The following is a 20,744-nucleotide window of genomic DNA, read 5'->3' as shown; positions in this document are numbered from 1 at the left end:
GCGTGATTAAAGGACTTAGCTAATGGGATATGTAATAGCAACTGCAAATATGAAAGGTGGGGTTGGTAAAACAACTCTCAGCGTCAATATAGCGACTTGTTTAGCAAAAGAACATGGTAAGCGAGTACTGGTGCTTGACTTAGATAGTCAAATTAGTGCGACACTTAGTCTCATGTCGCCTATGGAATTTGCCAAGCGCCGGAAAAACAGAAAGACGTTTAGGTATCTGATAGATCAAATTATCAATCCCGAACCAGAACAAAAACATACAATTCAAGACATAATTCTATCCCAAGTTTGTAATCTCCCCGGATTAAATTTATTACCAGGGGATATTGATTTGTATGATGAATTTGTTGTTTCCGAAATGCTGCATCAGCAAGCAGTTACTTTAGGAGAAAAGGATTTTGAAACTATTTGGAATCGTTTTGAAAGAGTTTTACTGGGTAAACTTTTAGAACCAGTCCGCAAAGAATATGATTTTATCATTCTCGACTGCGCTCCCGGATATAATCTTTTGACTCGTAGTGCTTTGGCTACTAGCAATTTCTATATCCTACCTGCCAAACCAGAACCTTTATCTGTAGTGGGTATTCAGTTACTAGAAAGACGTATTGCTCAGCTCAAAGAAAGTCACGAACAGGAAGCCAAAATTGATATTCAAATGCTGGGAATTGTCTTTACAATGTCTAACGCAAACTTGTTAACTGGCAGATATTATAAACAAGTGATGCAACGCGTTCATCAAGATTTTGGTGCAGAAAAAATATGTCAAACTCAAATACCAGTTGATGTGAATGTTGCGAAAGCAGTTGATAGTTTTATGCCTGTGATTTTAAATGCTCCCCAATCATCAGGTTCTAAAGCTTTTTCTCAGTTAACTCAAGAGTTACTGCAAAAGCTCAGAATATATACATAATAGTCTTAGCCAGAAAATTAAGTTTGTAGTAAGTACTAAAGTGCTTACATTTCGGTGTGAAAACGCTTACTACAAACTTAATAAGCTAATAACTCATCAGCTGCCACACTAAACAACTTTTGTTCGTTCCCTGATTGTATTGTTATGTTTAATTGTCATAGCTGTTCTTTGGAAATCGTTGCGGTAATTAGTCGCATCACCGTTATTCATACTTCATTTGGCTTTTGTAAAGTGAAATAAAACGTACTTCCTTCACCGTAAGTTGATTCTACCCAGATTTGACCTTCATGTCTTTCGACGATTTTTTTAGCAATAGTTAACCCTGCACCCGTACCACCACCATATTTACTTGGACTATGTAGACGTTTGAAGATACGGAAAATAACTTCCAAGTGTTTTTCTCGAATACCTATACCATTATCTTGGATGTAAAATGTTAATGGCTCAGAATTTTCAATATAACCAATTTCTACACATTTCTCAGCTTTATCGTTATATTTAATGGCGTTGGTAATCAAGTTGCTAAAAACTTCGCCAATTTGAATGCGATCGCAATATACTATTGGCAGTGGTTTGGGTATACGAATTTTTACTCCTGTTTCTTCAATACGAGCGCTTAATAAATCTAAAATTCGATGTACAACAGCATTCAAATCAGTCTGTTGCATCGACATATCTGTTCTTCCTAAACGGGAAAAATGTAGTAGTGAATCGATGAGATCCTCCATCCGTCTGGTAAGACGAATCAGAGTCCGAAGTTTATTTTTGCCTTCTTCGTCTAATATCTCACCGTAGTCTTCAATTAAAAAATTTGAATAATTATGAATACCACGCAATGGTTCTTTTAAATCGTGGGAAGCAATATAGGCAAAAGCATCCAACTCTTTATTACTACGTTCCAATTCCACATTCAGTTTTGCTAGTTCGTCTGCTTTCCGCACTACCATACTAATAATGGCGCTGCGTAATTCTAGTGCAGCATTAATTTCATAAGATTTCCAAGGTAGAGATGTCAGCCTGACAACTTCTTTCCATAACTCAAATGACTTACGTGGAGATAGACGCACACTACCGTTTTTACTAACTTCTACAGGTTTATTCGGATTCCCACCCCAACGAACTGTTTGTATTACCTCTGGACGAAACCATAGAACATACTTGTTTTGATGTTTAGAAATAGAAATTACTATCAAACCACTGGCAATACTTTTATATTTTTCTGACTCTGGATAAAATTTCGACAATGAATCAGTATAAAAAAAATCTTCATTTACATTTTTATTAATCCAAAATAATAATTTTTGAATATCTTGTTCTTCTGGAGTATTGCCAATTAAATATAGTTCATTGTTAAAACAAATTGTTGCACCATCAGCATAAACAAGATGAAGTAAATTTGGTTGTTTATTAATTAATCCATCAATAAAATTTTTCTCCACAGACATATATTCGACTAATTTTGCCAAAGTAGATTTAGTTTGAATTTTGGCTTCAGAATCTTCATTATCTTCTTTTGTTGTTAATTCTAAAGAGGTTACTTGTCCCAAAAATTCACAAGCATTGCGAATTTCGTAAGGAATATATTTTGGTGTTTGGTGATGGCAAGCTATAAGTCCCCAAAGCTGATTATTTTTAATCAGTGAAATTGACATTGATGCTTTCACACCCATGTTATGCATATATTCAATATGTATGGGTGAGACACTGCGTAAGACAGATTTACTTAAATCTAAAGGCTCTTTTGTTAAGGGATTAATAGTAGGGACAATGGCAGTAGGCTGATAATCAGCGTCAGGAATAATCCGCAACCAGTTTTGTCTATATAGTTCCCTAGCTTGTTTGGGAATATCTGAAGCAGGATAATGTAAATCTAGATAGGAAGGGAGGTATTCTTGCTTATCTTCCGCAATCACTATACCGTTCCAATCTTGATCAAATTTATAAACCATTACTCTATCAAAACCAGTGATTTTTCTCACTTCTTGAGCAATTATCTGACTAACCTCAGTAACAAATTTTGCTGACTGTAGCTTGCTAACTGCCAGTTTGACCAAATAATAAAATCTAAAATAAATATTATTTTTCTCAGAACTGTGTGGTTCTAATTCTAATACTAATAATTTGTTTTGACGATGAACGATCGCATCAAATAATTTACCTTTTTGAGATATATTTATATTTATTTCAATGGGATTAACTATTTGTATATCTTCCTGATGTAAACAATCAATTAAAAATTCTACTTGTTCAGGTTCAAGCAATCTACTTAAAGGTTGATTTATCAATTCGTCAGGATGTAAGCCAAAAAAGGCGACTGTGTTATCACTAACTTGTAGTATAGTTAAATCAGGCTCTTGTAATGCTAAAAGAACTCCGTGTGTTTGAATACAACTAGGAATATGAATCGGCTCTTTGTCACAGTTTGTTAAATCAACTTGAAATGGAAATACCATGTCCTTATTTATTAATATTCACCTTTTAAAAGTCCTAATCAAGATACAAGGTTGTTACTTGCATATAAAATACTCGACTTAACTCTTGAGATTGATTTGGTTTGGCAATGTAGATATAATCTTAGATGCATAAAAAATTGTCTTAACTATTCTAAACATTTTCCACAACAGAGAAAATCAATAAGATGGAACTATTTAATATTATTTAACACGATGAGAATTTGATTGAAAGAAAGTTTTCTTAATTAGAAAGTATAAAATCCCAGAGAAACTATCAGGAAAAACCTACTCGTTTTTTAGTATGAATTTACACACAGCAATTAACTATTTGTTTAATATGGCTGGGTATGCGGGTAGGGGACGCTAAAGAAGTAAAATTACTCAAGATAATATCTAAAAACTGAGGAAAAATGAGGGACTAAAGTAATGAGAGATAATTCTCTTTTTTCCAATATCGAAGGAGATGCCCCATCGTCTTCTCTCCCTCTTGCTCGACTAAAAATCCTCGTAGTAGATGACGATGAAGATAGCCGCTTTTATATTTCTACCGTATTGGAAGCAGACGGAGCCAGCGTCACTACAGTTGCGTCAGCAGCAGAAGCTTTAGAAGTGTTACCACAGTTACAACCTGATGTTTTAGTCTGTGATATAGCCATGCCTGATGAGGATGGCTATACCTTGATCCGCAAAATACGTAACTTGAAAGCAGAAAAAGCAAGAAACGTACCAGCTATAGCATTAACAGCCTACGCTGACAGCGAAGATCGGATGCGCGCACTAGAAGCTGGCTTTCAAACTCATGTAGCTAAACCTGTAGATCCAGATAATTTAGTTATAGCCGTGGCAAATGTCTTAGTTTCTGCTAAAAGTAAAAACCTGAATACATAATCAGCTATTCCAATTTTGGCATCAAAAGCATAAGTCTCTGAGCGAAGAAAGGATACTTCACACTTAAGATAATGGTGTTTTAGTATCAAAATATTCTCGCCAACGCCTGATCCGACCATCTCGAAAATCTACTACAATTGCATCGTCAGTAGTTTTGCGATGATTAGTTGCTTTTTCCGTTTCCTGGTAACGCCATTCAATGACTGCTTGTTCGCCAGAGATGATCATCCGTGCAATATCAATCTTGATATCTTGTGATTGCTGAGCAACAAGGGAAACCGCCTCACTGATTTCTGCTTGTCCCTGCCACCTATGTCCAGGTACAATCAGTTCACCATCAGGCGTGAACAATTGTGCCAAAGCATCGCCATCAAGAGTTACCCAAGCATCTTTTGCCTGCTGAATTATAGTCGGAATGTCTGGTTTGCTTGATGATGCAGCTGATGCATTCATATTTACCCAAAAGCTCAAAATAATAAATGTTATTCCTAGCCATTGAAGTATCATATCAAGCCCGGCTAATTGTTTAGGTAATTGAGGGCGGCTTCAGTGTAGGATATTTGAGTTCAAGTGCCATTCTGCATTCTTAAAAAGGTAAACAAGCACACGTGGTGCTACCGAGAGAAAAAATTCGGTATCAGCACGAATGCTTATTGACCTTAATTGTTAACAGGCTGGATGTCCACAACTTTCCCACCGTTCTGCATACATGGAGGATAAAATCTCCCTTCAGTCATGGCAAAGTAGAGTCAGCGACAAAAACTCTACAACCATCTAGACTACTTTATTATCAACACTGTCTACTTCTGTCATGTCGCTTTCTTTCCAGAAGCAGCAAAGAACCACAACGGTAAAACGTTCTGCCAGTGCGTTTTGCTATGGTCTCAGGATACTAACAATTTTGAGGACACAGCCCCTATCTAGAGTCAGAGACTAAGTCTAACACAAGAATGATTTGCTACTTGGAGTTAGATCCGAAGTGAATTCGCTCTGACTGATACTCTGGTGGTTCGACGTGAATTACAATCCGTACTGGGCGAAAGCGTTCTTCTAACCGTCTTTCTACTTCTTCAGTGATGCGATGCGCTGTTTCCACATCTTCAGCATCAACTATTAAGTGCATTTCTATAAAGACTTGACGACCAACAACACCCCGAGAAGCTATATCATGGCAGTTTATAACTCCAGGGACTGAAAGGGCGATCGCATGAATCACTTCTGGTGCGATCGCAATTTGATCTACAAGCCAAGGTAAATTTTCTTTTAAAACTGTCCAGCCACTCCAAAATACCAATAAAGCTACAGGAAAAGCTAACGCCACATCTAACCACTGATAGCCCAACCATACACCGATCAAACCGCCAATCACGGAAATAGTTACCCAAACATCACTCATCGTATGTTTAGCATCAGCGATCAAAATTGGGCTACCGACTTTGACACCTACGTGACGTTCGTAAAAGGTTACGAAAATATTCACACCTAATACAACCAGTAATAACCACAATTCTGGTGCTGATATTCTCACTGGTTCACCACCATTGAGAATGCGTTCTACAGCACCTTGGAGAATTTCAAAACAGGCTATACCCAAAAACGCTGCAATTCCCAAAGCACCAACTGCTTCAAATTTTAGATGTCCGTAAGGATGTTCCCGATCAGGCTGGGGCGAAGAAAATCGGCTAGCAATCAATCCTAAAATATTGTTAGCGCTATCGGTCACGCTATGCAAGGCATCAGCTAACAAACTCAAAGAACCTGTTAACTTGCCTACAACTGCTTTTAATAGCATCACGAAGATATTTAGCAATAAAGTGATGATTAAAACCTTTCTAACTGTGGCACGGTTATCTAAAGACATAGAGGATTTTTAACTATCATTTTCTATGACTTCTAAGTGTAGAACTAAATACATCAATCAAATGTATCAATCTCTTACGCAGTAGGGATTTTATCTTTCTACAACGTTAATTTTTCACCGTAGTTTATTGAAATATTTTTTAATTAATAGCAGCCAGAAACCTGATTATAATAGGGCTATACCATTACTCAAGCAACAATATTTATTAGCATTTGTATGAGGAAAATTTTTATTAATTTTTCCTGAAGTATAATCTTCTATCCTATCTCTACAATCATTACTTCCAATCACAAACAACCAACAACCAATAACCAACAACACGTTTAGTATATTCTTGAGATTTTGGAAATTATTACCATTAACAAACAAATGGATCTTGATGTTACTTGTACCAGGAAAATGGTATCTGTACTAAAATATCTCAAAAATCGCTCATGTCTGGAAATCATCTGACACTCAACTTAGTAGAGGGTTCTGTCTCTTTTAGCTTTTCACCCCAAGCAGCACAGGAACTAAAAGCAGCGCTAGAGCAATTAATGAATAGTCTAAAAGCTGTTGCTACTAAAACTGTCCCTGGTGGCGGAAAAACTAGCCCTCAGCGCCCAATGGAATATCGTTATACAGGAGAAGTATTTTTAGAGATTTTTTGCAACCCCAACATTTGGCCTACACCTTTCGCTGCAAAAGTTCTACTCACCATCCGTGACATTAATATTCGCTTAACAACAGAAGCTGAACTCACCCGTGTCATAGAAGATGTGAATTTGTATTTGGAGGAAGTTGGGTAATTTAGTTGTTGGTGGTTGATTGTTGCTGGTTGGTTGGAGCAAACAACTAACAACTAACAACTAACAACTACCATAAACAAAATACCGGAGTAGTTGCCAAAACAAAACTACTCCGGCATATCAATAAACTTAAATCAAGTTTCAGCCCCTATGTATTGATGCCTCATGATATGGCATACAAGTTGCTGTAGTATATTGCTGATACGAGAAACAGTAGGAACAGATAGCAGATAGGTAGTTACATCCAGATTGGAAAATATTGATTATAAGCAGAGAATATATTGAAATTGGGCGTTGAATCTTTATAAAATCCACACATCCAAGAAATATATTCCCAATCTAATATCAATCGTTTTCTGTTGATTTTCTCTTGATTAGTCGTTTTCCCATTCTTCCCGCCCGATGAGATCGCCGATGCGATCGCGTAACAGGAAGTCGCATTTTTCTAATTCACATTCGATACACACCCACTCACGAGCTGGGATGTATTGGCAGAGAGTATATATTGGTTGCTGTCTGCTAACCACTCCCTTCTGCACAAGTCGTCGTGCTTCGTCTTGAATCACGTCCAAAGAGTAGTAGCTGATAGAGGGCACCGTATTCACACTCATGATCTTTACTCACAAATTTACACGTAAGTAGTGTTCCCAAAAAGTTATTAGGAACAAACATAGCAACGAGTAGGTCTTTAGCTGGAATTTTGTAATTTGGTATACGGAACTATTTTCATTTTGACGCTACCTATCCTCAAATTATGTAAAGAAATGTTAAGAATGTCAAATAATCATGATAAATTGTTTTGCAGCTCCTTAAATAAGAAAATTTAGGTTGTTGAGTGAATATTTGCTTGATTTGAGCAGAGCAGTTACTAAACTTCAGTATTTATGAACAGAAGCCAGATATTTGCTAAACAAATGAATTACATACTCAAAGATGTATGTAATTCACAGTTCTAGACACTGGCATTGTTTTATGGAAAACCAATCAAAAATATTTGGTAGAAGTATATGTATAAACTGCTGCAAACCATAAGGGCTACAATACACCAATCAACCTTGTAGAGGTTTGTTTGTTAATAATTTCTTAAATAAACTTTCAACTAGTAGCTGAAGTTTATAGTACGACCAAAAAAATTTCCGCCTGGGAAGAGTTGTAGCAATCTTAATCATCAATTTCAGAGAATGTTGATTTGCCTCTAGGCTAGCAGTTGTGGTAGTTGGAAATTCATATATTTGTGTTATGTATCCCATCTTTTGTTAGCAGTAAATTTGCTGAAATTATATGTCACAATAAACAACCTTATATTTCTTCGTGCAAAACTATTAAGCAACGTAACTCATTCTGTCATTGATTGTTAACTTTGGTTGATGTGATAAATTCTTCTCATAGCCGAGAAAGATTATTACGAAGTTTCTAATGCATATGAAAAGATGTACTTTGAGGGGACACCCCAAAATTTTTTGGGGGATTCGCCCATATTTTGGTAGCGGGGCTGTCGAGGCGCAGAGTGCTAAGCTGGAAGCAACTAAGAAGCGCCCTCCAGTAATTGGTAATTGTCAGTTGGTAATTGGAAAACTCGATCATGGTTCTTCCCAATTACCTAGAGTCAGCTATGTAAATAAATGTAAAGTCTCTTATAGCGGTGCTAAAGCACTACTAAAACCTCATTAAGCATATTGAAACAGACACGATCAGTTCGTGTCTGTAAAATGCATGGCTGATTGTTTAGAGGAAATTGTTGTTTAAGTTACATATTTTGCAGATTAACCTTCTTCTTGCTCATTTTCTCCATTCTCTGGCAGATTTTCTGGTTTCCGTTGAAGTTCGAGTTGGTTCAATAGCGAAAGTACCTTGCTACCACGTTCTATGGAACGGTCTTCGATAAACACCACCTCTGGTGTGCGACGCAGCCGCACCCGTGCGCCGAGTTCGCTACGGACATAACCTGTCGCCGATTTTAAGCCTGCCATTGTTTCTGCTTTGGCTTCTTCTGTGCCGTAAATAGACACATAGATTTTGGCGTGTTGCAAATCGCCAGAAACATCAACATCGGTAACACTTACCATTCCCGTACCCACACGGTCATCCTTTATGCCGTTGAGTAGCATTTGGCTAACTTCCCGTTTAATTAATTCAGCAACGCGGGAAACGCGGCGACTTGTAGCCATAAAAATCATGCCTCCTCAAGAGAGGTACTACGTTAACATTGTTATCAGCCCTTCGGGCAAGGCAGAGGGCAGAGGGCAGAGGGCAGAGGGCAAAAGGCAATAAGGTTTGAAAAAGTTTTAAGGTATGCCTTTTAGCCTTGTCCAAACTGGGTTTAAGAGTCCCACTAAATCTACGATTTAGTGGATCCGAAGTCCTCAGGTTTTTTTCTGTTATTGCTCAGTTAGCTCTCAATTTGCGGAAAATATATCCCTATGTATAGTTTGGACTCAAATTGTACTCAAACCTAGCATGGCGCGGAGGGTAAGAGTGACGAAGACAATTCCGCCTACCAAAAAGCCCAGGAGGGCAATTAATGTAATTGGGCGTTTCAACAAGGGTGCTAATGGTGCAAACGTGTTCAACAAAACGCCTAACAGGGTAGTGATGAAGTAGCGCTGGTAGCGAAAGACGTTATCCCAAAATCCGTCAAACATTTGATTTTAAACTGCCTTGTTCTTGGTTGTACGTTTGTTGTAATCTGCCCTATTAATATACATTTTGACACTCACACACCAAAAATGTGGTGAGATTGCCGATTTGGGTTTTTTAAAAAACTTACACAAAAGTGGATTCTAGCACATTTGAGAATAAAAATAGTGCTTTTATTGCTTTAAGACAAAAATATCAAATATCTTATCGATATAATAACATTTAAAACTTACACACAGTCTACAAACCCTTGGCGTTCTTGGCGTCTTGGCGGTCTCCGTCACGTAGACACGAAGTGGCAAACCCGGAGGGCAGTTCAATAAATTAAGATAGTTATATATAAATAAAATCAAAAAATCAAAATTCACTTTTTGCTGCAACAATTGAGAGATGCCAGATGTAGGGTTTCCCTACAGTAGTTTCCCCCAGAAATGGGGGAAACATAGGGAAAATTAAGTAAGTTATTTAGAATAAGCATCTACAACCAGGAAATCGAGAAAAACTAGTCAACATGAGCTAATAAAATATAAAAGTAACTAAGTTTTCAACCAGTCTGAACTTCTGTATTTCCATTACGCATAGCCCATGCTTGTTCTAATAACTGAGTCCAGCGCTTTTGCAGTTGTTTGGGAGTACATTTTAGGGCTTTGGCGATCGCTTGATCTGTTTGCTTAGCGGCTTTGAGTTGTAATATCTGCCGTTGTTGCTCAGAAAGTTGATTTAAAAAGCGCTCCCACTGTTGAGAAGACAACCCTAGCTTTTGTTCTAAACCCACACCCAGCCATTGATGGACTAATTGCCAGTGATGGGTACGGGCGAACTTTTCCACATGGTATTTAAAACGTTGTTGGAGATAATCTCGTTGGCGACTAGTTAAACCAAGAATTTGGTCAATTTCTGGTGCTGATAAATCTTGGAGTTTTAGTGCCAGGTAATCTATACAATCTTGTTGACCTTGGGATTCAAAGTATTTAACCAATTCTGAGATCACGCGATCGCGTTCGCTATCTTCAGCTAAATCAAAACTTGGTTGAGAAACCATTTGCGATCGCAACTGTTGCACCGCCGAGTTACGCTGATAAGATTCTGCATCTTCAGTCTTAGCAGCTTCTGTTGCCATTTCAAAATCTACATTTGTTTCCTGGGGTAGCCGCCGGGCAAAACTTTGAGCGCGGAGTATAATTAACTGCTGATTTGCACCACCAGCTAGATTAATCCGACGCTTCGCATACTGTTCTGTAAACGCCATGTATTCTGCTAGTTGTAGCAGAGTGTGGGGGCTGTAATCTTCTGGTAATTCATTTTCCCGCCGGAAAGCTTTGATTGCCTCAATATAAAATGCTTGCAGGAAATCTTCAATTAAGTTGTAACGAGCTTGAAATCCTAATTCACCTCCAGCAACACTGACATGGCGATAAACCATAGCACCTAAACAGCTATGTAATTCCACCCGTCCCTGCTTGGAACCTAATTTGTAGTAATGCAAGCATTTTTGTAACCGATGACGTGCTAGAGTCAGCAACCAAGACTTAATCTGTCCAGATTTTTGGATGCGGTGGCTTTTCTCGCATATACGCTCCACTTCTTTGGCTATACGCATTGCAACAGCTTGCATACAACCAGGTGTGGCTTTAGAGTGTGCTTGTATTTCTTTATATAAAAACTGCGTTAAAGCATCGCTATAGGTGTTAGAAGATGGTGTAAAGGTTGGTAGATTAGCTGGATTGGCTTTCATGATCTTCTTTGGGAGTGGTACTGCACCGTAACTACATGACAACAGACGCTGCGGTAATCTCATCAGCTTTTATGGCTTAATTGCCACCGCAAGCCCTGCTCACATTTAAGAATGTAAGAAATATCCGCAAGTTCCAGGTAAGAAAATGTGTCGGTTTTTCTACACGCAACTTAACAATGGTTGACACCTGGGTATTCTTGACCACCCCAAAATAGTCAAAACCCTTAATACACAAAGATTTATCCCCATCATGGTCATAAGAGCGCTTTGCTTTGTCTGTATGACAATCATCAAACTGGTGTTTTTTTCTTTACAGTTTCCGAAATCAAATCAATAGCTTGTGAAGTAAATTTCTTATACCCATGCTGTCGCTCTTTCCCAACCTAAACCCTGCCTGATCATCATTGGTTCCTCTCCAGTTAAATCCAAAATTGTAGACACTTCATAGTTTGGTTCTTCGCCAGTGTCTACAATAACATCGACCAATCCCTCCAAACGGTCAAATAATTCTACTCGCGATAAAATTTGTTCTTCTTCCACTCCCAAAGTTCCATTATTTGTCTCATCTGGTGGCAAATGTGCTGAGGTCGAAATAATCGGATTTCCTAAGGCTGACAACAGTTCCAAGCACATCTTATGATTTGGCACTCTAATTCCAGTCGTTTTTCGTTTTGGATTTTGCACCAAACGCGGAACTAATTTTGTAGCAGGTAGTAAAAACGTATATGGTCCCGGAATCAGGTGCTTCATAATTCGGTAAGCAGTGTCGCTGACATTTGCATAAGTCGCCACATTGGAAAGCGATGAACACAAAAACGTTAATGGTTTGTCATTTGCTAGCTGTTTGATTTTCCGTACTCGTTCTACCGCCGACTTCGCATTTAAATCACAACCGATCGCATAAACTGTATCAGTAGGGTAAAGCATCACCGCACCATCAGACAGTGCCGTCTTTATCTCCTCTATTCGACGGGGCTGGGGATTATCAGGATGAACTGAGAAAAATTTTGCCATAGATTTGTTATTTGTTGATAGTTATTAGTTGTGAGATGTTAGGTGTTAGTTGTTAGTTGTTAGTTCCAACCAACCAACTACTAACCACTGTACAGACGTGTCATGGCACGTCTGGTACAACCACCAACAACCAACCACCAACAAAGATATATGACTAAATTTGCTTATCTTCAATGTCCATCGGGAATTTCCGGTGATATGTGTTTGGGAACATTGGTAAGTCTGGGTGTTCCCTTGGAATACTTAATAGACAAACTTAATCACTTAGGTATTGTACAGGAATATAAATTATGGGCTGAGCTTGTCCAGCGTCATGGTCAGCAAGCGACCAAAGTTCATGTCGATTTATTGTCCAACCATCATGATCACCATCACCACCGTCACTTGGGTGAAATAGAACAGATGATTCTGCAAGCGAAGTTACCCCCAAGGGCAGAAGCTTGGAGTTTGGCGGTATTTCGCCAGTTAGCAGTTGCCGAAGGTGCAGTGCATGGCATCGCCCCCCAAAAAGTTCACTTTCATGAAGTAGGTGCAGTTGATGCCATTGTAGATATTGTTGGTACTTGCTTGGGGTTGGATTGGTTGGGTATTGACAGTGACGAAACAGGATTACCCTTACTTTACTGTTCAGCATTTCCCACTGGCGGCGGGACAGTGCGGGCTGCCCATGGACAAATGGCAGTACCAGTACCAGCAGTGTTGAAGTTGTGGGAAATGCGTAGCTGTCCTGTTTACAGCAACGGCATTGAACGGGAATTGGTGACACCAACAGGTGCTGCGATCGCCACTACACTTGCCAAAGAGTTTGGTTCACCACCTCCCATGAGAGTTAAACAAGTCGGACTAGGAGCAGGTAATCTCAACTTACCAATTCCCAATATATTACGCCTATGGTTGGGGGAAGCTACAGATTTTCGGATTACTGATGTCGGAATTAGCGATCGCTCATTTGCCACTAGTCCAAATTTAGAAACTATATCAGTACTAGAAACCCAAATAGATGATTTAAGTCCGCAAGCGATCGGTTATTTATTTGAAGCATTATTTGCTGCGGGTGCAGTAGATGTCTTTACCCAGTCCATAGGCATGAAAAAGTCCCGTCCGGGAATCTTGCTCACAGTCATTTGTCCTCCAGAAAATCTATTTAATTGTGAAAATGTTTTATTCCGTGAAACAACAACTTTAGGTATTCGCCGTTTTCAGCAGCAACGCGCTATCTTACAGCGAGAAACGCAACAAATAGAAACAAAATATGGTGTAGTGCGTGTCAAAGTAGCATGGATGGGAAACGTAAACAATAAAGTTATAAATAACGTCCAGCCAGAATACGAAGATTGTGCAGAATTAGCGAGAAAAAATAATATTCCTTGGCGAGAAATTCACCGAATCGCACTCCAGAATTGGTATGTACAAAATCATAGACTGATTGCAGAAGTTGTATACAAGGAGCAGAAAGGTGAAATCAATAAATAGCTTTGGCTATCTTAACATTTGTCTTGAAAATAGCGATCCTTGATCAGAGATCAACTTAACAGCAAACCGATGATCCATCTGTGTACATCTGTGTGCATCTGTGTTCGCTATATCTATAAAAAACTTAGCCTGCGTCAGCAGGCTAACAGGTAAAAAGTACGAGACTTACACTAATTAATCAGCGTCTCTAAAAGCTTTGTTTGCCGCATCGATGGGATTGCTAGCACCAGCTGTGCGCTGAGCAGTATCTTTGGCGTAATCGCCAGCATTCTCAACATTACCTTTGATGTTTTTGAGTCCTTGCTTGGTTCCCTTGGCAAAGTCTTCAGCAGTACCTTGAGCTTTATTGCCTACATCTTCAGCTTTTTGCTGCACATTCTTACTAACATCTCCAATGTCTGAACCTACACGACGAATAGCTTCTGCTGGGTTATTGGTTGATTTTTCAGCTTTTTCTTGAGCAGCGTTTTCTTTTAGGAATTGAGCTCTGGCTTTTGCATCACTTGTTGCTCTGGGATCTCTATCACTAAAGTTATTCATCCCACCTTCAACAGGGTTAAGAATGTTATCACCTTTAGGAACGTAGGTTTCAGAATTAGGCCCTACAGATGGTTGCGAAAGAGACTTAGGTGCTGTAGCTGATGCAGCATTACAAGCTTGTGTAAAAAATAGCAAAACGCTTGCTACAAAAGCTGTTAAAACCTGAGACAAACGAATTCGTTTGAAAAAAGAAATTACTTGATTCATGGTGAAACTCCTCTTTTGTAATCTTGAATTTTTCAGTCGCTAATAATCTGGTTGCTTACAATGTACAAATGAATCCTATTTGCCCACTGCTGGATTTTTTTGCAATTCTGGTCTGCTAGCAGCTTCACTTGCTTTTTCTTTCAAAAAGCCAGAAGCTTCTTCAACAGCCTCTTTTACAGTTTCAATTCTGTCTTTAGCTCTTTGAGTTACACTTGGTTCGTTCTGAATTAAATTACCAGCATCGGGTCGAAAATCTTTTTCAGATTTAATTGGTAATTCTCCCTCTTTATAGGCTCGACCCACAGGAGTTTCAGCACCAGGATAAAGCAGTTCAGATTCTTTATCTGCATCAGCCAGCAACAGTTGGGAATTTAGCTGTACACTAGCTTGATCGCGTCCAGTTTTGGACATTTTTAAATTTGTGTAATTGTCCCCACCAGCCTTGTAAGGATTGTTTGCTCCGCCAGCTTGTACAGGTGGATTATATGGCTGGGCGCCTTGAGCATACTTACTACTACAAGCAGTATTAACTATTAACAATAATCCTGCCAAAAATACAGTTAAAACTTGGCGCAGACGTAGTTTTTTTACAAATGTAATTAATCTGTTCACCAATTCCTCCTTTCAACGTCAAACAATTAATATACTCTGAGAAAATGTTAGGCTCAGTTCCTTTTATTGTTGGAGTTGATTTTTGTTTAGTACAACAATCGATTTCTAAGAATACGTATTTAAAAGGAGGTTTTTCCTCTAGCGTAAGTCACATTATTGTTATTAATTTTGCGTTTTTTTTATCTAACTTAAGACGGATATAAGTAGAAGAAATCAAAAAGAAGGAATAAATAAGAAGGCAAGGAGGTACGATATTATATTTAATTATTTCCATCAAGTTAAACAATTGTTACCCAAATACTCTGTCCCTACTGTATTATTTGAGTTGTTTAACCAAAGGCTAGCCGAAAAGTTAAATCTCCGCTAATGATCAAAAAAATTTTACGCTGGTTAATTTTGGGTGGAACGCTGTTTTTTTTAGCAAAAGCCCTAAAGGATAACTGGCAAGGAATTGCTGCTATTCGCATTGATGCAGCAGGATGGGCAATTATAGCGATCGCAACTGGTGTAACTTTACTAGGACACACTTGGGCTGGCTGGATTTGGACTTGGATTCTCCGAAATTTAAATCAACCTGTACCATCTGTGCAATTTATCCAGATTTACCTGCAAACCAACATTGGTAAGTATTTGCCTGGTAATGTTTGGCATTACTATGGGCGAATTATGGCAGCAAAAAATGCGAATGTTTCTACTAGTGCAGCCACTCTTAGCGTATTGCTAGAACCTTTATTGATGGCAGCAGCAGCTTTAATTGTTGCCTTATTAGGCAGTCTATTTGTTAAAACAAATACTAATTTAGCTGTGCATATAGGGCAAATACTGGGTTTGTTTGTAGTACTTTGTGTGCTTCATCCCCGGTTTTTAAATCTATTAATTCGCTTGCTACACCGCTTAAAAACTAAAAAGTCTGATTGCACAACAACGTCAGACGTGAGTTTCACTATGGAACACTACCCTCTCCAACCTTTATTAGGAGAAATAGGGTTTTTGGGACTGCGCGGTATAGGGTTTATTTTGATTTTTTATGCATTGAGTCCTGTGAATTCAACTCAAATTCCATTATTATTTACTGCTTTTAGTTTTGCTTGGTTACTTGGGCTTGTCGTTCCTGGTGCGCCTGGTGGCTTAGGTGTGTTTGAAGCAACTGCGATCGCACTTTTACAAAACTATTTTCCTGCCGCAGTAGTCATTAGTGCAACAGGTGTGTATCGCCTAGTCAGTATTCTCGCTGAAACCCTCGGTGCAGGCTTAGCTTGGCTTGACGAACGCCTGTTTAGATAAATTGGGGATCGGGGATCGGGAAGACAAGGAAGACAAGCGATAAACCAGAAAACAACCACCAACCAACAACCAACTACTAACCACTAACAACCAACAATCAATAATCAACAATCAACGTTTCAATTGAGAAAACACACGATAAGCATTCGGATCAAATTCGACTTCGTGGGCTTTCTCAGCTTCTTCGACCTTAATTAAGTTATATTCAACATTCTCAGCATAAATTGCAAATGTGATATTGAAAATTTCAATAAAGTTAATGAACCATTGGCATTCTGCTTCTGAATATTGATCGTAATAACGAATCAAATGAGCAATGCGAGATTCCAAATGACTACGGGAATGTTTGCAAATTAAAATTATTTTCAATAAGACAATTACTAACGTCAGAGGGTGTCCCTGAGAAAGCAATAAAACAAATAAAGGTGAAGGTTTAACGGTACTCTCTGTTGTTAAAAAATCAATCATCCGATTACAAATTCTCAACAACAAATATTTGTTGATAATTACATCATCATATTCTGGTTTCCAAGTAACAAGCTTTTCTGATAGCTGTTGCTGCAAAGTGTCTACAAACTTTGGTTGCTGTACAGAGAAAATTAGATACTTTAACAGACTTTCTTTAAAGTCTTTAAAAATTTGATTTTGAGTTTGCTTGATAAAAATATTAGCAATATTGTCATAGCTAAATACACCTTTCTTAACAATAATCGCCTTGATTAAACGTAAAATATCATCTCCTAACACACTAGGATTTCTATAACGTGTCTGGCTAGAAGCATTTGACTGAGAACGAGCAACATACATTGCAAGTTCAAACTTAAACTTATCCTTTAGCTGCTTAGAAACTTTTTTAGCTGCTTCTTTTTGTTCTTCTGGGTTATTTTTATCTACAACTTGGGCAGCCAAAAGATAGGAAGTATAGCGATTCACCCAATGACCATCGGTTTTATTTTCATTTTTATATGCAAATAAATTGAGTTCTTGAAAGTCTTGACTATGAATAAAGTTATCCAACCAAGTTTGGAAAATCGTTAATTTCGTATCTTTGTGATAAATTGCAGTTGGTTTGTAATTAGCAATTAACTCAATTAACGCTTGAGTATATTTATGTTTTCTATTACTTTCCCAATTATTAACTAGAATATAACAACAACGCTTCAGAGTATTGCGGAAATCCTGTTCATTATTAATAAACACATCATACATTCCTGGTGTTAAATCTAATCTTTTCAAACCCAGGCAATCCAAAAATATACTTTTAAATTCTAGTAAAACATCTTCTGGAGCATATTTATTAACAACCTCTACAAAAAAACTATAAATTTTTTCTTGCACAGTCTGTACATCTAGTTGTTTTACATCAGATTTAAAAATATGTGGATTAACATGAATATTTCGTAAACTATGAGCAGTCATTTATTATTCTCAAAAATAAAGATATAGCTTATATCATGTTCGCTTGAATACTTATAAGTAGAACGGCGCAAAAAAACCGTAGACGCGCAGCGGCTTCTCGAAGAGAAGTATGTAACGGAAAGTAAAGTTGTCCAAAAAGCTCTTCCCTTCTGCCTTCTGCGGGGCCCCCACAAATTCGCGATTCGGAGAGCGAATTTGTGGGGAACCCCTTGTGCCCTCTGCCTCCTGCCTTGTCATAACGATAATTTTCAACACCGACCTACTTACTGTCGCGTGGGCTGGTAATTGGTAATTGGTAATTAAGATACTGATGATTTTCCCATGCCCGATGCCCAATGCCCAATGCCCAACAGCGAAGCATAATATTGTAAGCAATTAGCCGAACTTGATATTACTTATATTTTTATGCGCTTCATTCTGCTACACAAGAGTATCAATCTACTCTTTAATAATTCAAAGTTTTCTTTATATAAAATTGATAAATTTACTTAATAACGAACCTCTGTAAAAAGACTCTGCGCCCCCACTGAAGCTTTGAGGTTCCCTCCAGGACGCTACTCTTACCTTGAAGCCGAAGAAGGCGCGTCTACAAACTTCTCTGTGCGTTTACTCAGCGTTCCTCTGCGTTTAAAAACACTACGATATTATGCAAAGGCGTAGCAAGTAGTAATTTGGGACAGACCACTAGCCATGCTTAATAGATGATGCCAGTAGCTAATAGTTAGCTACACACCATCACAACTTTAACTTTTAATTAGTGGGGGTGGAGGGACTTGAACCCTCACGACCTTTTACGGTCAACGGATTTTCATTCTCCCGTAGCTTTCGCCACTGCCCATAAGACTAACTTAATTTTAGGCTTTGAGAATTGGACTCTCCCTTTACCCTCGACTTAACGTTAGGGTAGCTCCCGTCGGGTCTCTGCACCTTCCGAACAAGTCTTTTGTTATTCATCATTTGTTCTTTGTTACTTAACAATTGACCAATGACTAATGACAAATGACAAATTTGGCTTGGCTCAGGATTGCCATGTCTGTTGCCAGATTTAGGTTTCCCTGAATTTGAGAGCATTCACTTAAAGAGTTTCTTCTTTAAGGCTCAATTACTTAAGTCCGTAGCGTCTACCATTCCGCCACACCCCCAAGTAAATTTGGGATTTGCTTTTGTTGATTATAGAGTATTCAATTGTTTCTCGATCTATTTGAGCATCAAATTTGTAATTTGCCAACTAGTAACCATAAAAAATTTCTTGGAAAAGTGAAACTGACCTAAGAAGAAGGGGTGTAAGGGGGTACTATGATGGAAAGCAGATACACCCTTTGGTCATTTCTGCTGAAAGAGGAAACCTATGATTGAAGAAGGAATTATCGTACCGCTGCTATATCTAGTTTTGGCGGGAGCTTATTTGTTAGTCATACCAGTGGCTGTGCTGTTTTACCTGAATAAGCGTTGGTATGTAGCTAGTTCCCTGGAACGCGCATTTATGTATTTTCTAGTGTTCTTCTTCTTTCCGGGTTTGTTGGTTCTATCGCCGTTCGTAAATTTACGACCAAAACGGCGGCAAATTGAAGCGTAAATAAGTTGGTAGGTCATAATACTCATGCGACGTCTGGACGCTCTCGGAATTGGTTTTGGCGTTTTTCTTACAGGTGGCTTGGCATATCTAGTTCTGCGACTGGCTGGTCTAGATAATTTAGAAGCAGGTATCTGGAGCCAAGTCTTGCTAGTCGGTGGGTTAATTGGCTGGTTACTGACTTATCTTTTTCGGGCAGTTAACCACAAAATGACCTACCATCAACAGCGGGAGCAGTACGAAGAGGCTTATTTTCAAAAGCGGTTAGAAGAACTTTCTCCCGAAGAACTAGCAAAAATTCAAGCCGATATCGAACAACAAAAGGGTTCACAGGTGTAAAATTGTCATTTGTCTATTGTGTGTTGGTGGTTGATAGTTGTTTGTTGGTTGCTCCGGACAACAAACAACCAACAACAAACAACAAACAACAATTACTAAATGACCAATGACTGCTATTTCCCTCTGCTTTGAAAACCTCAAACGTAATCGTGAGTGTGCTTTAATTCCATTTATCACTGCTGGCGATCCAGATATCGAAACAACTGCCACAGCTTTACAAACTCTGGATCGCAGTGGTGCTGACATAATTGAGTTGGGTGTTCCCTACTCCGACCCTCTGGCGGATGGCCCAGTGATTCAAGCTGCTGCTACCCGTGCCTTAGAAAGGGGAACAACCTTAGAGCAAGTCCTAGAAATGCTCAAAGCAACTACTCCCAGTTTACGATCGCCTATAATTCTCTTCAACTACTACAACCCTATTCTCAACCGGGGCATAGAAAAGTTTCTCCAAGAAATAGCTGCTGCTGGTGTCGCTGGTTTAGTTGTGCCAGATTTACCCCTAGAAGAAGCTGCAAATTTACTCGAACCAGCGGCAAAAATCGGCATTGATGTAATTTTATTGGTCGCTCCCACCAGTTCTGCTGAGCGCATAGAAGCAATTGCCCGCGCTTCCCAAGGATTTATTTATTTGGTTAGTGTCACAGGTGTAACGGGAATGCGTGAGCAAATGGAATCGCGAGTGTCAGATTTGCTCAAGCAAATTCGTAGTGTGACTGACAAACCCATTGGTGTAGGTTTTGGTATTTCCCAACCAGAACAAGCCCGACAAGTTAAAGACTGGGGTGCAGATGCGGCTATTGTTGGCAGTGCGTTTGTGAAGCGACTCGCTGAAGGTACACCCCAAGAGGGATTAGAGAAAATAGCCTCCTTTTGTCAAAGCCTCAAGCAAGCGATCGCTAGTTCATAAATCAGCCTCAAGACAGAATAGAATTATTACTGAGAAATGAGTTAAAAAATGTAATAAGTATATAGGCATACTTAAACCTTGAGCATAAACCATGA

Annotated in this window: 20 protein-coding genes; 9 read left to right on the top strand and 11 right to left on the bottom strand. The window is 38.7% G+C overall.

Annotated elements, in window-relative coordinates:
- The first annotated feature begins 22 nt into the window (after positions 1-22).
- Positions 23-919, top strand: coding sequence for a ParA family protein (locus UYI_RS0105945; protein ID WP_026085769.1), 897 nt, complete (start codon positions 23-25; stop codon positions 917-919).
- 206 nt (positions 920-1,125) lie between these two features.
- On the opposite strand, the gene UYI_RS0105940 is transcribed toward UYI_RS0105945, so the two are convergent.
- Positions 1,126-3,372: a sensor histidine kinase gene (locus tag UYI_RS0105940; RefSeq protein WP_016865755.1), complete on the bottom strand. Its 2,247-nt coding sequence runs from the start codon at positions 3,370-3,372 to the stop codon at positions 1,126-1,128.
- Between the two features lie 426 nt (positions 3,373-3,798).
- Here UYI_RS0105940 and UYI_RS0105935 point away from each other — a divergent pair, with 426 nt between their 5' ends.
- On the top strand, positions 3,799-4,260 hold the full coding sequence (locus tag UYI_RS0105935; protein WP_016865754.1) for a response regulator: 462 nt from the start codon (positions 3,799-3,801) through the stop codon (positions 4,258-4,260).
- A 63-nt stretch (positions 4,261-4,323) separates the two neighbouring features.
- On the opposite strand, the gene UYI_RS0105930 is transcribed toward UYI_RS0105935, so the two are convergent.
- Together UYI_RS0105930 and UYI_RS0105925 are read right to left on the bottom strand one after the other, a co-directional pair.
- Positions 4,324-4,713 (bottom strand): nuclear transport factor 2 family protein, encoded by a 390-nt coding sequence (locus UYI_RS0105930; RefSeq protein ID WP_016865753.1) that lies wholly within the window; start codon positions 4,711-4,713, stop codon positions 4,324-4,326.
- Between the two features lie 505 nt (positions 4,714-5,218).
- The gene (locus tag UYI_RS0105925; RefSeq protein ID WP_016865752.1) at positions 5,219-6,121 is read right to left on the bottom strand and encodes a cation diffusion facilitator family transporter; all 903 of its coding nucleotides are present in this window, start codon (positions 6,119-6,121) and stop codon (positions 5,219-5,221) included.
- A 434-nt stretch (positions 6,122-6,555) separates the two neighbouring features.
- Between UYI_RS0105925 and UYI_RS0105920 the strand changes: the two genes are divergently transcribed.
- Positions 6,556-6,909 carry a hypothetical protein gene (locus UYI_RS0105920; RefSeq protein ID WP_016865751.1) on the top strand — a complete coding sequence of 118 codons (354 nt, stop codon included), beginning with the start codon at positions 6,556-6,558 and terminating at the stop codon, positions 6,907-6,909.
- Between the two features lie 374 nt (positions 6,910-7,283).
- Here UYI_RS0105920 and UYI_RS34525 read toward each other — a convergent pair whose 3' ends face one another.
- Positions 7,284-7,520 (bottom strand): DUF4327 family protein, encoded by a 237-nt coding sequence (locus UYI_RS34525; protein WP_009454716.1) that lies wholly within the window; start codon positions 7,518-7,520, stop codon positions 7,284-7,286.
- 805 nt (positions 7,521-8,325) lie between these two features.
- Between UYI_RS34525 and UYI_RS0105910 the strand changes: the two genes are divergently transcribed.
- Complete coding sequence (locus UYI_RS0105910; RefSeq protein WP_146007621.1) at positions 8,326-8,580, top strand: hypothetical protein; 255 nt, start codon at positions 8,326-8,328, stop codon at positions 8,578-8,580.
- Between the two features lie 92 nt (positions 8,581-8,672).
- Here the strand turns inward: UYI_RS0105910 and rbfA are convergent, their stop codons facing one another.
- The 4 genes from rbfA to UYI_RS0105890 form a co-directional block, all read right to left on the bottom strand.
- A complete protein-coding gene (rbfA, locus tag UYI_RS0105905) occupies positions 8,673-9,077 on the bottom strand; it encodes a 30S ribosome-binding factor RbfA (RefSeq protein WP_016865748.1) in 405 nt (134 codons plus the stop codon).
- Between the two features lie 267 nt (positions 9,078-9,344).
- Entirely contained in the window at positions 9,345-9,551 is a 207-nt protein-coding gene (locus UYI_RS0105900; RefSeq protein ID WP_009454713.1) for a DUF751 family protein, read from the bottom strand.
- A gap of 539 nt (positions 9,552-10,090) precedes the next feature.
- Positions 10,091-11,281: a HetZ-related protein gene (locus tag UYI_RS0105895; RefSeq protein WP_016865747.1), complete on the bottom strand. Its 1,191-nt coding sequence runs from the start codon at positions 11,279-11,281 to the stop codon at positions 10,091-10,093.
- A gap of 354 nt (positions 11,282-11,635) precedes the next feature.
- Positions 11,636-12,295: an L-threonylcarbamoyladenylate synthase gene (locus UYI_RS0105890; RefSeq protein WP_016865746.1), complete on the bottom strand. Its 660-nt coding sequence runs from the start codon at positions 12,293-12,295 to the stop codon at positions 11,636-11,638.
- A 150-nt stretch (positions 12,296-12,445) separates the two neighbouring features.
- Between UYI_RS0105890 and larC the strand changes: the two genes are divergently transcribed.
- Positions 12,446-13,768, top strand: coding sequence for a nickel pincer cofactor biosynthesis protein LarC (gene larC, locus UYI_RS0105885; protein WP_035138175.1), 1,323 nt, complete (start codon positions 12,446-12,448; stop codon positions 13,766-13,768).
- A 174-nt stretch (positions 13,769-13,942) separates the two neighbouring features.
- Here larC and UYI_RS0105880 read toward each other — a convergent pair whose 3' ends face one another.
- Both UYI_RS0105880 and UYI_RS0105875 read right to left on the bottom strand, forming a co-directional pair.
- A complete protein-coding gene (locus UYI_RS0105880) occupies positions 13,943-14,515 on the bottom strand; it encodes a DUF6658 family protein (RefSeq protein ID WP_016865744.1) in 573 nt (190 codons plus the stop codon).
- 75 nt (positions 14,516-14,590) lie between these two features.
- On the bottom strand, positions 14,591-15,127 hold the full coding sequence (locus tag UYI_RS0105875) for a DUF6658 family protein (RefSeq protein ID WP_016865743.1): 537 nt from the start codon (positions 15,125-15,127) through the stop codon (positions 14,591-14,593).
- A gap of 366 nt (positions 15,128-15,493) precedes the next feature.
- On the opposite strand from UYI_RS0105875, the gene UYI_RS0105870 reads away from it, so the two are divergent.
- Complete coding sequence (locus UYI_RS0105870) at positions 15,494-16,411, top strand: lysylphosphatidylglycerol synthase domain-containing protein (protein ID WP_016865742.1); 918 nt, start codon at positions 15,494-15,496, stop codon at positions 16,409-16,411.
- A gap of 111 nt (positions 16,412-16,522) precedes the next feature.
- On the opposite strand, the gene UYI_RS0105865 is transcribed toward UYI_RS0105870, so the two are convergent.
- On the bottom strand, positions 16,523-17,830 hold the full coding sequence (locus tag UYI_RS0105865) for a hypothetical protein (RefSeq protein ID WP_016865741.1): 1,308 nt from the start codon (positions 17,828-17,830) through the stop codon (positions 16,523-16,525).
- A gap of 1,363 nt (positions 17,831-19,193) precedes the next feature.
- On the opposite strand from UYI_RS0105865, the gene ndhL reads away from it, so the two are divergent.
- The 3 genes from ndhL (at position 19,194) to trpA (ending at position 20,649) form a co-directional block, all read left to right on the top strand.
- The gene (gene ndhL, locus UYI_RS0105860) at positions 19,194-19,406 is read left to right on the top strand and encodes an NAD(P)H-quinone oxidoreductase subunit L (RefSeq protein WP_026085767.1); all 213 of its coding nucleotides are present in this window, start codon (positions 19,194-19,196) and stop codon (positions 19,404-19,406) included.
- Positions 19,407-19,430: 24 nt separating this feature from the next.
- The gene (locus tag UYI_RS0105855; RefSeq protein WP_016865739.1) at positions 19,431-19,742 is read left to right on the top strand and encodes a DUF3007 family protein; all 312 of its coding nucleotides are present in this window, start codon (positions 19,431-19,433) and stop codon (positions 19,740-19,742) included.
- A gap of 106 nt (positions 19,743-19,848) precedes the next feature.
- Positions 19,849-20,649, top strand: a complete 801-nt coding sequence (gene trpA, locus UYI_RS0105850) for a tryptophan synthase subunit alpha (RefSeq protein ID WP_016865738.1) — start codon at positions 19,849-19,851, stop codon at positions 20,647-20,649.
- Positions 20,650-20,744 lie beyond the last annotated feature (95 nt).

Source organism: Fischerella muscicola PCC 7414 (genome assembly GCF_000317205.1).
Taxonomy (GTDB): Bacteria; Cyanobacteriota; Cyanobacteriia; order Cyanobacteriales; family Nostocaceae; genus Fischerella; species Fischerella muscicola.
This window is presented reverse-complemented; position numbering and strand designations above follow the sequence as displayed.